Below are 15,718 nucleotides of genomic sequence, written 5' to 3' on the forward strand. Positions count from 1 at the left end.
TTATGAAAAAAATCATGTGTTGTTTGTCTATTGAGATCTTATCGCTCACATAACTGTAATACAATCTAAAGATTATGCGATTCAATATAACAAAATTGACTCATCGTGTTGATGCGCCTCATTAATCATAAACCTTCACCCTATCTGTTGATTTTTAAGAAGCAGTCACTTCAGTACCGTTACAGTCATCTTCAAACTTCTAGTCTCCCCTACCGGATTACGCAATACGGCTCCGTATTCATAGATTCCAGGAGCTTTACCGGATATCACAGTTACTGCAGATTGGGCTCCAGGCGAGCGGGCTTCCAGCGTTTGCGTATCTACCAATATTCCATTCTCGTAAAGCGCGTACTCCGTAGCGTTCGTGCCCCACCACAGATTCATGCTGACGTTATAATTACCGTCTCCGTCCCAATTATCGCTCGAGAGCACTGCCTGCCCAGGTGACGCATCCATGACAGCTACAGTCAGCGGAGAACTCTTCGTCGTACCCAGCGAATTGATCAGTTCCCCGGTATAGACATAAGGGCCGTTCTTCTTGCCTGTAATGTCGATTCGTACGGCTTGGGCTGAAGGAGACTGGTCCGCCAGCGGGACTTCCTTAATCAGATTTCCATCCTCGTACAGCTTGAACCGGGTTCCGTTGTTGCCCCACCACAGATTCATGGTTACCGTGTAATCCCCGTCTCTTAGCCCGGTATCCTGGCCGTTATTATCGGATAATACCGGAGTTCCTGGAGCACCGGTGGCCGGATTAGGATTTGTGTTGTCAGCAGGTGTAGCCGTAAAGGTTATCGTAATCGTCGAATCGGCATAGGTGTCACTCTTGAGCAGTATAAGCTGTGTTGCAGTACCGGATAACTTAGCCGTACCCTGATAGGTTAGTGCAGTGCCGGATAGTGAAGGATTTCCATTTAATATGCCTTCGGAATCTGTATAAGCTCCAAGAGCGTAGGTTACATTGGTAACGCTTGCAGGTATACCGTTAAGGGTACTGACATCCAAGGTTCTCTCATTGGTCTCTGTAGCTGCGATGTTTATTTTATAGGTCAGTGTAAAGGCATTCCCCTTGTCCACAGTCAAGATGGCGTGTACTTGTTCTCCCGCTTCATGCGTCGCAGTCTTCGCCGTCACAAGTCCGATCTTGAAGGTGCCGGGCTTCGTAACTGTCAGCGTCTTATGGTCTGCAGCAATGAACCCTTCCCCAGTCTCACCTCGACCGGTTTCAATACTGTAGGTCCGCTCCCCAGCGTTGCTGTCAATATCAAACAGACCACTGGCTTCCGCGAGATCAATTGTATTCCCGTCATAAGTAGTTGCTGCACTCCCTGCTGTATTCGTTACCGGAGCTCTGGAGGTCGTATCCATTATGGTCAGCGTATAATCTACTATTCCTGCATCAGATAAGACCATGCGAAAGGTATAGGTGCCCTTCTCCAGTCTGCTCAAGAGATCCCGGGTTAATCTGTATGTCTTCACATAATTAGAATCCAGAACTTGATAATCATCCCCATCGTTAAGTCCTAACTCTGTCTGCTTCCCTTCACTGTCAATGAGATACGTATTCCATACCGTCTTGTTAAACAGGACTACAGGAATCTCGATGACATTATCCGGCTCATCTGCCTTTTGTGAATTCAGGTCATACGTGCCCGAAGGCTGCACCAAGTCGCCTTCGACCCTGACGCTGAAATTGTCAAAGCTCCAGGCACTGGAACTGGCCCCCAGGCCGGCGTAACCGATTGTCAGAGGAGAAGAAGAATCCGCAACATCAATAACCGGAGTGCTATTGTTGTCAATGTATACCTGAATACGGTTTCCAATATTGGCAACCTTCAGATGATGCCAGCTGCTTGCCGTTGTTGCAGTACTCAAGGCAGGGGCCTGATAGGTTCCGAGTATCGTACCCGCAGCACCTTTGGCAAGGGTAAGCTGCCCGTTAATTCTCCAATACAGATAGTAGGTGTCCTGACGGAAGCTGTTGTCCTGCGCAGCTTTTTTGAACATGAGTGTAGACCAGTTCGATAGATCATTACTGCGGGAAACGCCGTCATATCTCACATCAGCCTCGTAGATTGCATCGATCCAGGTTCTTCCTGTTACAGAAGTCCGATACTCATTCCTTGTAGTCGAAGTTCCTGCGGTGGACGCCGTTTGCTTCAGCACCTTATTGCCGCTTTCATCAGCTACAGTCCATGTGCCTGCTCCGGCGTCCTTCCAGCTTGTTTTACCATTGGAAAAGTCTTCAAGGAAGCCCACCGGAATCACCTTTGGAATCACCGTGAACGGAGTGCTTATCTGCTTATTGTAAGACGTCCCGCCATCCGCAAATTGAACCTTGGTTGTTACAATATTATCTGTAACGGCTGCATTTTCCGGCACATGAATCTGCCATTGTATCGTCTTCGATTGAGCTACTGCCAGCGATGCAATCGTGCTGCTATTTCCTGCCGCAGGCACCGCTGACCATCCGCCCGGAACCTCGAGATTTACCGTTACATTGCTGACATTCTTAATTCCGCTGTTCGTCAGAGTCGTAGTGATCGTTGTACTTTCTCCCGCAGGTACCGAGGCACCGGGTGTAGCTATGCTCACAGCAGGAATGGCCTCTGCAATCGTAGCCGGAATGACTTTGTATAGCACTGCCCCATGGGCCGGAACGTTGACAGAATAGCTCCCGGTGAAGGAGCCCACGTAGTCCTGAGCCCACAAGTCCCTAACATTGTAAGTGTCCGCCGGGGCCAGGCCTAACTCCGGGTCAGCAAAATCGAAGCTAATATTAGCTGCGCTGCCGTTTCGATTAAATAAGGCGACATACTTCGAACCATCCGCTGCATCCGAGACCCATTTGGTGATATTTCCGGCATCATAAAACGATTTCTGATTCGTGCCTTCCTGATTAACAGCAATCGCTTCCTTGTTGGTGAGGAGGTCAAACGTAAACTGATCCATTTCATTGCTCATGTCCAGCTTGTATAAGACTCCACCCATAATAATCGGCGAGCGCGCAATCAAATGCAGGGTCATAGAAGTAGCGGCTTCGTCTTTGGTAAGCTTGCTTGAACGATAAGGATTATTGGTCTTGTCTTTCAATGTCCCGAACGGCAGCATATCCAGATCCATATATTTGCCCGGTTGTGCGTAAGTATACTGCGCATAGTCCTTCGCTGGACTAAACAGCTTGTTCACATCAGCCCAAGTATCCCATACATCGGCACTGGCACGCATGGTGTCCAGCTGGCTCAGGATATTCTCCACACGTTCACCAGTTAATCCCCTCCCCGGCGAACCGTTTATAACGATATCGCTGCCTGCTATTTCTCTCGCTTTAGCATACCCTTCAATATCCGCCTGGCGATACGGGGGAGTCCCGTTCGGATATGCAGTATATTTGGCATTTGAACTGTCGTTCAGATCATCTATCTTAATTAAATCGATGCCCCAGTCCTCCCATAATTGAAACAGAGACACATAGTAAGCCAGGGCTTCATTCGGATAACTCTCCCAATTCAAACCATAATTATCATTTGACCATGCACAAATATCATTGATATTAGTGATCTGCGCCCCTGTAAGCTGGGTAAGCTGCTGTCCGGTAACTGAAGCTGTTGCGGCAATTGCCGCAGGCTCTATTTTAACCGCTGAATTATTCGCAGCTCTGGGAATCCCCCTTGTAGCATAGATGCCAAGCTTTAATCCCTTGCTGTGAATATAATCTGCCAGAGGCTTCAGCCCATCCTTTTTTCCGTCACCGTCTGCATCGGCGTTAGCAGATGGAAATCTCACAGCTCCCGGAACCGGCCGTCCATATTCATCAACAAGCACCACTCCGCTCCCGCCCTGGTTGTTCCACCAGCCTCCATCCAGATTAAGATAGACGTATCCGCTGTCCTTCATATATGCAGCCATGTAGTCTGCAATCGCTTTCACATTTACTTCATTTAAATCCGTGCTGTCATAGAAAGAATCAAATGAGTTCCAGCCCATAATAGGTGCGTCAACGATTGGGGCAGCCGGTGTAATAGGGGATGCCTCTACTCTTGTAATGCCCGAAAAAGATGTAAGTCCCCCCGTCAAACTAAGTATAATCACCATTACGAATAATCTTCTGGCAACACTCTTTACTATAGCTGTACTTCCCAAGGCTTTCTTCCTTTGATTTCTCATTTTTACCATCCTTTCACATTTTCGGTGTATAACTCTCAATTACATGTCTGAAATGTCATAGCGTGGTGTCCTAAGACCCCTACATCTTACTTGACAGTCCTTCTGTAAGGAATGGAAAATACGAACCTGCCGCATGTAAAATGTGAACATGTATAAATAAGAAAAAGAGCCGCCTTGCCAGCAGTTGTTTGCCGCTGGAAGGTGCCCTTTTAAGTCTGCTTCATATATCCTCAACTTAGAGCCGGATTTCCATCCATTCCCCATCTGCAGGGATAACCGCTTCGTGTGGCTGTCCTTTTGTCCGGTATCTAAGTCTGCCTTGTCCGCTCGTAGAACGGACGCGGATCCGATGCTCATTCATATCGACTTCAACCTCTCCATCTGCGATGGGAACCGCTCCCTTTAACCACTCCAAGCCGCCAAGATGAGGCTCTACGATGAATGCAGCATAACCCGGCTCACAGGGTTTGACCCCAAGGAAATATTTGCCCAGCAGATAAATAGGACTTGCCCCCCATGCGTGGCACAGGCTCTTTCCATACGGCATTCCATACATTCCATAGTGAGTATCACCCGTTTGGGTTGGGTCGTACTCTTCCCAGAATGTAGTTGCACCTAAATCAATCATTCCGCCCCAATAGGACAACATCTCATTGCGGACGTACTCATGCTGCCCGCTCTCACATAGGACAGCCAATTCATGAAAGCGCATGTATGGAGTACGTATCTGCGGAACCTGCGGATTCAGCATAACATTACGAATGACGCTGTCCCGTTGTTCAGCAGATAAATAATCATAAGACATAGCGAACATGTTGGCATGCTTGGTTAACTCCGGCAGGTTCTCTCCATCCACTCGATGATGAAGCAGGCCGCCTTTATCCTTATCCCAGAACAGATGAAGTGTTGCTGCTATAATCTCTTCTGCGAGCTTTCCGTAAGAGGCTGAAGCCTCGTCATCCCCAAGCAATCCGGCAAACTGGCTCATGGCTTCAAGCCCGCGTGATAACAAAATCTGTTCCGTACTCACTGCACCCTCGTTAGAGAAGTCTGCCCAATCCACGAATACCCAGTCCTGCGGCCGGCCTACGATCAGTCCCTCTTCATTTCTCTGCTTCAGGCAGAAATCCATAAGTGACACCGCACGGTTGTAGTTCACTCTAATGAAATCCAGATCACCGGTGTACATATAATAATCATACAAAGAAATGAACCAGTACAAAGAATAGTCCAGAATTGTGTTAATATGCATGGTCAGAGGATCTTTACCTCTTAGCGCCACAAGTGTTCTGCGGGTTACGTCCAGATCAAAGAAGCTGTAATAGTTCATGAGGAAAGCCTGGTATGCATCACCCGACCACACCCAGCGGTCACGTTTGATGCCATCCAGGAAAAATTCCCGTGTGTTTAAATGCAGCGTATAAAGTGACATCTCATATATTTCATTAATTTTCGGGTCTGAGCACTGGAACGAACTCCGGTAGGTAACGGGAACATATTCATAGAGCATTGATACAGTTTGCCAGTGAACCTCTGCATCCGCCTGGATCCAGACATACCGGAAAGCTTTAGCATTCTTAAGCGTATAACTGCCTTCTTCTGCACCGGCAATCATGTCAGTAACATCGAGCTCATCAATAAGGACACATTCATCCGGGGACAATGCCTCAGCTATGGATTCACCATAAGAAATGCACAATTTGCCTAGTCCGCTCAAACCATGAAAGCGTAAATATCCGAAGGTCTCCTTGCCGAAATCCAGTAAAGGAAACCCGTCTCTTAACTCAGAGCGAATGGGCTCTTGTGGAGTTAAGGCGAGCCGGAATTGAGACGGAGGCTGGCTGGCTGAGTTAAATGTCCAGGAGCCTGCATTAACCCAGTCATTCTGATAAGATCTGACCTCCCATGATGAACTCGTACAGATATGATCACCCGCAATGAATAAAGCCGGAACCTCTGTGTCATTAAATAAGCTTATCGAAATTTCATGCTTGCCAGCTGGCAGCGTGATCAGGGATTGATTATTCCGGTAGTTATCCTTCCCGTCAAGATATAGGGCAAATATCCCTTCGGCAGCGATTCTGATTGACTCCTCTTGGGGCAGATCATACGTAAACCGGAATTCAATATTAGAATAGTGGCGGTCCAGTCTCCAATAGGAGGGATAGGCACCTTTACGTGCGGTACGCTTGACAGCCATTTTCTCATTTAATCTAATCTCGAAATCTCCCGGATACCATATCCAGGTCGCCTGCTGCTCTTGTGCTGATTTTCCCACGTGTTATATCCCCTTTCGTTATTTTCATATCGATTGTATACTAAAGTCACTTTATACAGAGCTAGGGAGAAGTGACATTCAACATGGACTATAGTGACAAACCCTTCAAGCCATATGAACGTTTAAAAAAGGCGGACAAAGCACCCGCATACCATTCGGATTTCATTGAGCATTTCCAGGGAAATTTCCCCCTCTTTGTAAACCGCTACGAGGAGGGCTTTGAACTTAGGGAGCATAGTCATGCCTACATTGAAATTGTCTATGTCTTGTCAGGTGAAGGCTTTCACTATATAGGCACCAGTGTAGAGAAAACTAGTAAAGGCAGCCTTTATATATTGCCAGTAGGCACTTCCCACCTGTTCCGTCCCAGCAGCCCTGCGAATCCGCATAAACTACTTGTTTACAATCTCTGCATACGTCCCGAATTCATTGATGAGCTTGCTTCATGGATCGGATACTATGGTGATGCTGAAGCCGCGTCCATATTTAAAGGCAGATCAGATACCCATCTTTCTCTTATAGATCAGAAAATGGAGTTAGCTCATTTGTTTGAGTTACTGCACAGGGAATACACAGCAAAGCTTTCCGGCTTTGAAGCCGGACTTTTCTCAGGTGTTCTACAACTGTCAGTACAAATCCACAGGTTGCTTACAAAAGCACAGCATACTGAAGCTTCATTTCATTCAAATTCAAGCGGCAGAACCGAGCTTCTTCGTATCCTAAAGGAAATCGATACCCGCTTTACGGAGCCTCTGACGGTAGAGCGTTTGGCCGCAGAGGCCGGAATGAGCAAGCGTAACTTCATTCGTTTGTTCCGTACAATAACAGGTATGAGCTTTTCTGAATATTTACAGCACAGACGGGTAGAACTTGCCTGTCAGTTGTTAAGAAATTCGGATCACACCATCATCTCTATAAGCAGAATCATCGGCTACCGGGATGCAGCACATTTCCGGGAAGTGTTTCGTAGAGTCATGGGAAGTAATCCCCGGGATTATCGCATAATTAAAGAGGAATAATCCGCACCAAAAAGAGAGCCTTCCGGCTCTCTTTTTAATTCAGTTATCCTTTTACCGATCCTGCTGTCATGCCTTCAATGATATAACGCTGAAGGAAGAGGTATATGATCAGGATGGGCACCATGACGGACAACAAATCTGCGAATACAAACTGCCACTCGGTCCCATACTGTGACACGAAATTATAAACAGAGAATGGCAGCGTCCATTTATTACTGTCACTGATAATGTAAAGCGTGTTCAAAAAGTCATTCCATGCGTATATCGCTACAAATACGGTCACCGTCGCAATGGACGGCTTAAGCAGCGGGAAAATGATCCGGGTGAAGGTGTAGAAGCTGCCGGCTCCGTCAATCGTTGCCGCTTCATCAATCTCCCTTGGTAGCCCTTTCACGAAACCGCTCATAATGACGATGGTCAGCGGCAGATATAATGCGGTTAGGAAAAGGATAAGACCGATGAATTCACCGGAAATATGCAGCGCCTGCATCAGTTTTATGGTCGGGATCATCGACGGGGGTGCAATCATACCGGCAAAGAACACGAAAAATAAATACTGTACCCAGTTGCCATGACGCCGGGATATAAAGTAAGCGGTCATCGAGCCGGCGCCAACAGCCAGAATTACAGTGCCTACAGTTACGATTACGCTGTTCTTGAAGCCGTTCAGCAGCCGGCCTTCTATGAAGACCGTTTTATAGTTGGACCACATCCATTCGGTGGGCAGACTGAGACTAAGCTTTGCCGCTTCCGCCGGCGTTTTCAGTGAGCCCAGGAATACCAGCAGCAAGGGCAGAACAATAATAAGGCTGCCGAGTATCGCGATAACGGTCCGTAACAGCCAAGGGCCTAATTGCCTTTTCATGCAGCGTTCTCCCCTCTTTGCAGCAGCTTCATTAACGCGATGGATACGATACCTACGGAGACGAAGAGCACTACGTTAGCTGCGGTGCCGTATGCGTACAGACCAGAGCCGAATTGCTTGTAGATATGAATGTTCATTACTTCGGTTGCTCCACCTGGTCCGCCGCCGGTGGTGACATAGATCAATTCAAACGCCTTCATCGAGCCAATCATGCTCAGCATCACGCTGGTAGACACAACCGGAGACAGTGTTGGTATAATTACATACCGTAGACGTTGAAAATAGGTCGTCCCATCAATAACGGCTGCTTCGAGCATATCCTTCGAGATTCCCTGCAAGCCTGCCAGGTACAACGCCATAGACGAACCGGCCCATTGCCAGACGTTAATGAATGCAACCGAATATAGGGCAATTTTGGGATCGCCAAGCCAGTCTCTCTCCCAGGAAGAAAGACCGATCGCTCCTAACAGATGATTAAAGATCCCGTCCGGGTGAAGCACTGTTGTGAACATGTAACCGACAACCAGTGCACTGAGGATACAAGGCAGAAAGTACATACTGCGGAAAAAATTCCTGCCGGCCAGCGGCGCATTCAAAAACAGGGCCAGTATTACCCCTACTCCGTTTTGCAGAATCGTTACGATTGCCGCGTAAATCACCGTGTGCTTCATAATGGTATACAGAGCTTTGGAGCCGAAAAGCTCTTTGAATTGATCCAGACCTATGAAATTAATTGTTTCTTTATAGGGGGACCAGTCCGTGAAAGAATAATAGAATCCGGACAACGTTGGATAAATGTACAGTACCGCGTATATAATCAGGGCCGGAGCGATCAGCCATACAGGATACATCTTTCGGTGCAGCATCGTTCCTCACCATCCTTCCATTAGGGCATATATTTAGAAACCGGTCAGCCCGGCTGCCTTTGCCCCTTTATTAAAGTTTGACTGCAGCGCTTCTGCAACATCCTTAGCTGACATTTGTCCGCCGTACATTTGCTGTAACAGGGATTGATAGTCTCCGATATCCACTGCTGCAAGTGAATTGAAGAATGGGGCCGCCTTGCCTTCTTCCACATAGGAATTCATATCTGATGTACCCGGATTCAGTTCAACATTGACTCCCGTCCAGGTTGGAATGGATTTGACCGAGCTGAAATACGTCGACAACTCCTCTTCGCTGGCAAAGAAATCGAGGAACCCTTTAGCGGCTTCCAGATTTTTGGATTTTTTTAATACATAAAGTCCATTCGGATCAGCTATCCCTGCAATGTTATTGCCGCCCCAAGGCAGCGGGAACATTCCAATTTCCGCATCCGGAAATTTCGTGATAAGCGGTTCAATCGCCCAATCCGCTTCAAAGATCATCGCCGATTTGCCGGTAGCCACCTGTTCCAGTGACATATCATAGGTACCGGAGAACAGATCTTTATTCAGGTATCCCTTTTCTTTGAGATCGGCCTGCTTCTGGAGCGCGTCTACGTATTCAGGCACTTCACCAAAGCTGGTCTGGTTAGCATTGATTTTGTCCATTAGATCAGGCTGTGAATTAATTACATTAGCCATAGCACTGAAAGTATAAATCTGAAGCGGCCAGCCTTCTTTACCTGCTTCGTATACCGGGGTTATGCCCGCCGCTTTAATCTTATCGCAGGCTGCAAGGAATTCTTCATACGTTTGCGGAATTTGAATACCGAGATCATTAAATACTTTTTTGTTATAGATGACTCCAGAAACACTGAGCCCGGTCACCGGAATGCCATATAGCTTCCCTTCGCTTTTCAAGAAATACTTTGAAACGGCCGGGTTAATCCGGGATACATACTCTTCATTGCTCAGGTCCAGCAGATTCTTCTCAGGTGTCAGCTGCTTAATACGTCCTGCCTGACTCCAGTAAAATAGTAAATCCGGCGCATCGGCCGTGGCCAGACGGGTATTCACAAGATCCTGGTAACTGTTAACCGGTGCGCTCTGAATATCCAGCTTGTTACCTGTTTTGGCTTCGTAATCATCAAACACCTGCTGCCACTTCTTCTCTTTCAGCCAGTCGCTGGCTACCAGTACCTTCAAAGTAACCGGCTTGCTTGCCTGCTCCTCTGCACCGGATGTTCCTGTTTGATTAGCGGATGAATTGTTATTCCCGCTGCCACAGGCAGACAGGAGCATGGTGCTTACCAGAAGAACGGCTGCAGATAAGTGAAACTTTCTCATTTGTACCCCTCCATTTATTAATCATTGGCGCCTTTTTATAGTAACGCTCTTACTGTGAAATGCGGAATGGAAAAAGTGAACCTGCCTCATGTAAATTTCGAACCTGCCGGTGATATCCCAATTTCATATGATAAACTACATTATGGGAGGGATTAGCATTGCAGCTTAGCATAAAAACACGGCTCTTTCTTAACTTTACATTGCTCAGTTCCATATTAGTTGTCAGCAGTGCTTCTCTCTTTTACTATCAATCCTCGAAGGATTTAATAAGCCGGGTTGAAGAAACCAACAGACAGCAGCTGTACCGGTACCAAGAGGCGCTGGATAACGTTATCGAAGATATGGACCGGATTTCAGCCCAGGTGATCTACAGCTCCGACATTAAGAATTACCTCTATGAAGGAATGAGCGATGATTCATCGTTTCAAAGCTTTTCCAAACGCCAAAAATATGAGGAGCTGCTGCGTTCCTTCAATGGTCCCTGGTTTATCGCCTCACAGATTAATATTATCGCCCGTGACGGTTTCTTTCTCACGTACGGCCAGAACATGGATATAGCCCAGGATATAAAAGATGAGATCCGGAAAGCAGAATGGCTTGACGATGCTCTTAATCTTAGCGGCGATAAATTGTTGCTCTCTCCTCATGTCAGTGAGTGGCAGGAAGACCATTCCGTGTACTTCTCGCTAGTGCGGAGCTTCAATTTCCCTAACAATCAGCCCGAAGCAGTGGTCGAAATACAACAGCCTCTCGAACTGTTATCGGATACTTTGGAGCTTGGCAGCAGTGAAGCAGTACCGGCAACGCGTGTATATGTTATTAACGACAACGGGGATATATTTTACCCTTATTCTGAAACCGCTGCCAGCCCTCCGGCTATTCCCAGGTGGCCGGGCAGCAATACAGAAATCATGAGAGAAGATGACAATCATAAGATGTTATGGAGTCAAATGAGGTCTGATTTCAGCGGACTGACGGTTCTAATCGAACAGCCTAAATCTGAGGTTATGGCACCGGTCGCGCATCTACAGCGCATCACACTTATTCTGGCTGTATTCGGAGAGATCATCTCACTGTTAATCGCTTATGCCCTCTCCGAGCGGATTGCCTCTCCGATCCGGTATTTACAGAAACGGCTTGAGAAACTGAACATTGATAACGTCAATACATCTAGTGTTAATAAACTTAAAAACATTACTGAAATGAGTCTTCTATACGAAACGTTTGAAGAGATGAGAATCAGGCTCAATCTTTCTCTAAATGATGTGATTCAGGCTCAAAAAAGAGAAAATATAGCCCATTTACAGGCGATGTACGCTCAAATGAATCCTCATTTTCTATTCAACACCCTTACTGCATTGGCCTCTTACGCCGAAGAAACGGGATTCCGCGATTTCACACTGCTCACCCAGAAACTCAGCAGCATGCTTCGCTATTCAACGAATTCCATGGCGGATGTTGTCAACCTCAAGCAGGAGGTGCATTATACCGTACAATATATGGAGCTGATGGAATTCCGGTATGATGGCCAATTCTCATTCACTGTAGACTTGGATCCATGTATGGAAGGGGAGCAATTGCCGAAGTTCCTGCTGCAGCCTTTGGTTGAGAATTCATTTGTACATGGCTTCAAGCTTGCCCGGCCCCCTTGGAGGATTGATATAAAAGTAACGGCTTTAACAACCGAGGCATCGGCTTGGGAGATTAGGATCCGGGATAACGGGTCAGGGTTCACAACGTCCGCCTACCAGGATACGCTTACTCTTATTGAAGAGCTCAATCAAGGTAAGATCCGTCAGCTGGACAAGCTATCCGCCCAAGGACTAGGTCACCTGGGAATTCTCAATACCTTGACCCGGTGCCGTCTGTTCTGGAATACCAGGGTCAGCTTTGCCCTCAGTAACCGGCATGACGGTATGGAATTTATAATTACAGTCAGGAGGTAACTCACATGTTCCGGCTTATACTTGTCGAAGATGAACCCCGTATTCTGCGTTATTTGAAAGAAAAAATCAATACCTTAAGCTCCGATTTCAAAGTGGTCGGAATGTATAACAACGGAGAAGACGCTCTGGTGGAATTGCATTGGACACAACCGCATGCCATTATCACGGATATTCGCATGCCTGTCATGGATGGTATCGAGCTGATCGGAAAGGTCAGACACAAGCTGCCTGATATCCAGTGCGCAATCCTAAGCGGCCATGATGACTTCGCCTACCTCCGGGAAGCGATCAAACTCGGCATTACGGATTACCTTCTTAAGCCTGCCGCCGATGAGGAAATTACCGGTCTTCTATCCAAAATGAAAGAGCGGTTAATGCTTAATCAGACGCTGCTGGAACGTGAAGTGACCAGACTCATTGTGGATTCGCCTGACACGCTCTTCAGCCAAGATTCCGCCTGGATGGAAGTCGCCCGAGAGCTTTTCTATTATGGAAACTACGTGCTGATTTATTCCTGGTCTCCAATTGGAGACATACCTGATGATTTCCAGTCGTCCTGCAGCGCTCTCCTGCACAATGGTGAGAAGTGTACACGTCTTCCTTCCCCAGCTGCGGAAGCAATAATGCTGATCGGCGTTCACTCCTGGTCTAAGGAACGTCAACTGGAGTGGATTCATTTGATTACCCGTTCTCTGCACAATACATGTGCAACCGCTGCCTTGGCTTTCTCTCCGGCAGGTTTTGTGCCTATTTCAGAGCTGCTGAGCAGTTGCCGGAAGCTCGTTCCGCTCAAGATCCGCTTTGAAGGACATTGCTTTGACTTGGCCGATTCCACGCTTGAAGAATTCCCGTTGCTTCTAGAATCTCTACAACCTGCATGGATGAGGCTCGCACACTTTATTATCAAGCAGCAGAAGCAATTATTCGTAAAAGAATTCGATACTCTGTTTGCCGGAGAATACCGCGAACAGCTTCCTGTGACACGAAGAGGCTGGGAGAAACTCCTTCTTCACATCTCACATTCCCTGCACAGCCAGCTTAAAAATTCTTCTGAATTTCACTTTGACCTTAAGCAAGCGATGGAGCAGGAGATGACCGAAGAAGTATGGAAACTGCAAACAATGGCCGAGCTTCAAATGCAGGTACGGGAGATATGGAGCGGTTACTTTTTCCGGTCTGAACAAGAACGGAATCTGCAGCGTGATTGGGCGAAGGATGCTAAACAGTACATTAATGATCATTTCCGTGAGAACATCTCTCTCCCCGGTATCGCCGATATCTTTGAACTGCATCCCGCCTATTTGAACAGAGTATTTAAAAGAGCTTTTCAGCTATCGATTTCAGATTATCTGGTTCAGCTGCGGATGGAGGCGGCATGCCTGTTTATCCGGGAACATCCCTTCGTGCTGATTAAGGAAATTGCAGAACATGTCGGCTATCTGGACCCTTATTATTTCAGTAAGGTTTTTAAACAGCACACCGGTCTAAGTCCAAGCGATTATAAGAATAGCGGTATTTGAAAAAATAGGCCTTGGTTCTGAGAACCAAGGCCGGCTTTCTCTTTCTATGCATATGCATATTATTATTGCAATTGAGTCTTACCCCTTCCGGTAATACGGAAGCCGGCTCAGAGGCACTTCAACTTCATAGATTACCGGACCTTCCACCACGCTCCCGTCATCCCCAATCCAGCTTCCTTCGGGAAAAACAATGCTTCGTGCCCTCATGCCTTTCCGGGTGACAGGAGCAACGAGGATGGAGCTTCCCAGCATGAACTGATCCTGAATATTCTCCATATCTTGGTCCGGAAACTCATAAGCCATATGGCGCATAATCGGCTCACCTGTGCGGGATGCATGCCGGGCAAGCTCAAGAATCTCATCACCAAACTGAGCGTGCAGCTGAGCAGCTTCTACACAGTAGCCTAATTGAGTCTCATCCAGCAGACGCCAGGGGGCCGCAGAAAACTGCATCATCGGGAATAGCGCTGAGCACTGGGCATAGCGGACAAACAGCTCAGGATCAAACTTGGCCGAAGTAAAGCTCATGTATTCGCCCCCGCCAATCATATCCGGGCACGTATAGGTATAACCCAATAGGCCCTGCGCCAGTCCGTCAGGGATCAAAGCATCAAGTCCGTTGCCCTGCCACTCGTGGCTCTTATCCTTTAACCGCTGCACAAGCGGCTGTCCCGCCAGCTTCCAACAGGCACGGTATTCATTTAGTCTATACTTCAGGCCGACTCTAGCCCATGCTTCACTATGCCCGCTGCGGGTTGAGGGAATGAACGCCTGATCATCTGCCTCATAGAACTCCGCATCACCGGCATCCAGCTTGAAGCCGTCAATCCCATACTCACTTTGCAGAGTGTCCAATTGATCATGTATCCATTGAACTGCCTCAGGGTTGGTACAGTCCAGTACTGCACTGTACCCGTTCCACCATTTCCGGATTGCGGTCTTTCCACCCCTGTCCTTCAAGAGCATTCCAGTCGGTTCAAGCTTGCGGAACGTCAGCGAATCCGGACTGATGAACGGACATACCCATAGCATCACCAGGAAGCCCAGGGCGTGAAGCTCCTGCACCATCCGCCCCGGATCGGGGAATCTGCCGGAATGAAAGACCCAAGTGCCATAAGGCTCGTGCCAGTTGTCATCAATCATGATGACCCCCGGAGGCATTCCGTGGTCCAGCACCTTTCGGGCATACTCCATTACTTTTTCCTGAGTTGGTTCGTAGAGCAATTCGATCCACAAATTGTACTGCGGAGCGGTAAATAGTAATTCTTCGGGTATACCGGAAGCAGGGGGAAAGAAGGTTCGGGATACATGCCCGAACGCACCTCTTAAGCTGTTATATCCTTCTCCAATAATTAGCTCTCCTTTTCCCGCCACCGTCAGGTAATCCGGTTCAAACTGAAACTCAAAAGGTTCTTCACTCCACAGATATCTTCCTCTACTGGATATCAGCAGAGGACAAGCCTGATTTCCGTTATGGTTCTCATCCAGATCAGCCTTGAACAAGGTAAGACCATAAGGCATGCTTCTGCCATCTGCAGTGCGGCCGCCCCACCAATATTCACCGGGGAGCAGTTTTATAAGCTGTTCGGATTTTGGCATTTGACTTCACTCCTTTATCTAAATCGATCATACCTTTGGAGTGAAGCGGAGACAATCTAAAAGTTTTTATTTATAATATAACATAATTGACTTTTAATTTCGGGAGGAAAAATA

The 15,718-nt window shown here is 47.4% G+C and carries 9 protein-coding genes; 3 read left to right on the plus strand and 6 right to left on the minus strand.

Going from position 1 to position 15,718, the window contains the following annotated elements; all coding sequences use genetic code 11:
• Nucleotides 1–165: 165 nt before the first annotated feature.
• Together GC101_RS11210 and GC101_RS36735 are read right to left on the minus strand one after the other, a co-directional pair.
• Nucleotides 166–4,167, minus strand: a complete 4,002-nt coding sequence (locus tag GC101_RS11210) for an NEW3 domain-containing protein (RefSeq protein WP_171717313.1) — start codon at nucleotides 4,165–4,167, stop codon at nucleotides 166–168.
• A 235-nt stretch (nucleotides 4,168–4,402) separates the two neighbouring features.
• Nucleotides 4,403–6,445 carry an alpha-L-rhamnosidase-related protein gene (locus GC101_RS36735; RefSeq protein ID WP_343049657.1) on the minus strand — a complete coding sequence of 681 codons (2,043 nt, stop codon included), beginning with the start codon at nucleotides 6,443–6,445 and terminating at the stop codon, nucleotides 4,403–4,405.
• 83 nt (nucleotides 6,446–6,528) lie between these two features.
• Here GC101_RS36735 and GC101_RS11220 point away from each other — a divergent pair, with 83 nt between their 5' ends.
• Nucleotides 6,529–7,464, plus strand: a complete 936-nt coding sequence (locus GC101_RS11220; protein ID WP_171717314.1) for an AraC family transcriptional regulator — start codon at nucleotides 6,529–6,531, stop codon at nucleotides 7,462–7,464.
• 43 nt (nucleotides 7,465–7,507) lie between these two features.
• Here the strand turns inward: GC101_RS11220 and GC101_RS11225 are convergent, their stop codons facing one another.
• The 3 genes from GC101_RS11225 to GC101_RS11235 are packed head-to-tail and all read right to left on the minus strand — an operon-like array spanning nucleotide 7,508 to nucleotide 10,539.
• On the minus strand, nucleotides 7,508–8,329 hold the full coding sequence (locus GC101_RS11225) for a carbohydrate ABC transporter permease (protein ID WP_171717315.1): 822 nt from the start codon (nucleotides 8,327–8,329) through the stop codon (nucleotides 7,508–7,510).
• Nucleotides 8,326–9,195 (minus strand): carbohydrate ABC transporter permease, encoded by an 870-nt coding sequence (locus GC101_RS11230; protein ID WP_171717316.1) that lies wholly within the window; start codon nucleotides 9,193–9,195, stop codon nucleotides 8,326–8,328. Before GC101_RS11230 ends, GC101_RS11225 begins: the two co-directional genes overlap by 4 nt.
• 33 nt (nucleotides 9,196–9,228) lie before the next feature.
• Entirely contained in the window at nucleotides 9,229–10,539 is a 1,311-nt protein-coding gene (locus GC101_RS11235) for an ABC transporter substrate-binding protein (protein WP_171717317.1), read from the minus strand.
• Between the two features lie 158 nt (nucleotides 10,540–10,697).
• On the opposite strand from GC101_RS11235, the gene GC101_RS11240 reads away from it, so the two are divergent.
• Both GC101_RS11240 and GC101_RS11245 read left to right on the plus strand, forming a co-directional pair.
• The gene (locus tag GC101_RS11240; protein ID WP_171717318.1) at nucleotides 10,698–12,485 is read left to right on the plus strand and encodes a sensor histidine kinase; all 1,788 of its coding nucleotides are present in this window, start codon (nucleotides 10,698–10,700) and stop codon (nucleotides 12,483–12,485) included.
• Between the two features lie 5 nt (nucleotides 12,486–12,490).
• Nucleotides 12,491–14,005 carry a response regulator gene (locus GC101_RS11245; protein ID WP_171717319.1) on the plus strand — a complete coding sequence of 505 codons (1,515 nt, stop codon included), beginning with the start codon at nucleotides 12,491–12,493 and terminating at the stop codon, nucleotides 14,003–14,005.
• Nucleotides 14,006–14,083: 78 nt separating this feature from the next.
• On the opposite strand, the gene GC101_RS11250 is transcribed toward GC101_RS11245, so the two are convergent.
• On the minus strand, nucleotides 14,084–15,604 hold the full coding sequence (locus GC101_RS11250) for a glycoside hydrolase family 31 protein (protein WP_171717320.1): 1,521 nt from the start codon (nucleotides 15,602–15,604) through the stop codon (nucleotides 14,084–14,086).
• Nucleotides 15,605–15,718: the final 114 nt, after the last annotated feature.

The organism is Paenibacillus phytohabitans, assembly GCF_013141775.1.
Lineage (GTDB): Bacteria > Bacillota > Bacilli > Paenibacillales > Paenibacillaceae > Paenibacillus_AQ > Paenibacillus_AQ phytohabitans.

What these genes read in the sequence shown, in the direction of transcription:
- GC101_RS11210 (WP_171717313.1), bottom strand. Translation starts at nt 4,167, where the DNA reads ATGAGAAATCAAAGGAAGAAAGCCTTGGGAAGTACAGCTATAGTAAAG.
- GC101_RS11225 (WP_171717315.1), bottom strand. Translation starts at nt 8,329, where the DNA reads ATGAAAAGGCAATTAGGCCCTTGGCTGTTACGGACCGTTATCGCGATA.
- GC101_RS11250 (WP_171717320.1), bottom strand. Translation starts at nt 15,604, where the DNA reads ATGCCAAAATCCGAACAGCTTATAAAACTGCTCCCCGGTGAATATTGG.
- GC101_RS11220 (WP_171717314.1), top strand. Translation starts at nt 6,529, where the DNA reads ATGGACTATAGTGACAAACCCTTCAAGCCATATGAACGTTTAAAAAAG.
- GC101_RS11245 (WP_171717319.1), top strand. Translation starts at nt 12,491, where the DNA reads ATGTTCCGGCTTATACTTGTCGAAGATGAACCCCGTATTCTGCGTTAT.
- GC101_RS11230 (WP_171717316.1), bottom strand. Translation starts at nt 9,195, where the DNA reads ATGCTGCACCGAAAGATGTATCCTGTATGGCTGATCGCTCCGGCCCTG.
- GC101_RS11235 (WP_171717317.1), bottom strand. Translation starts at nt 10,539, where the DNA reads ATGAGAAAGTTTCACTTATCTGCAGCCGTTCTTCTGGTAAGCACCATG.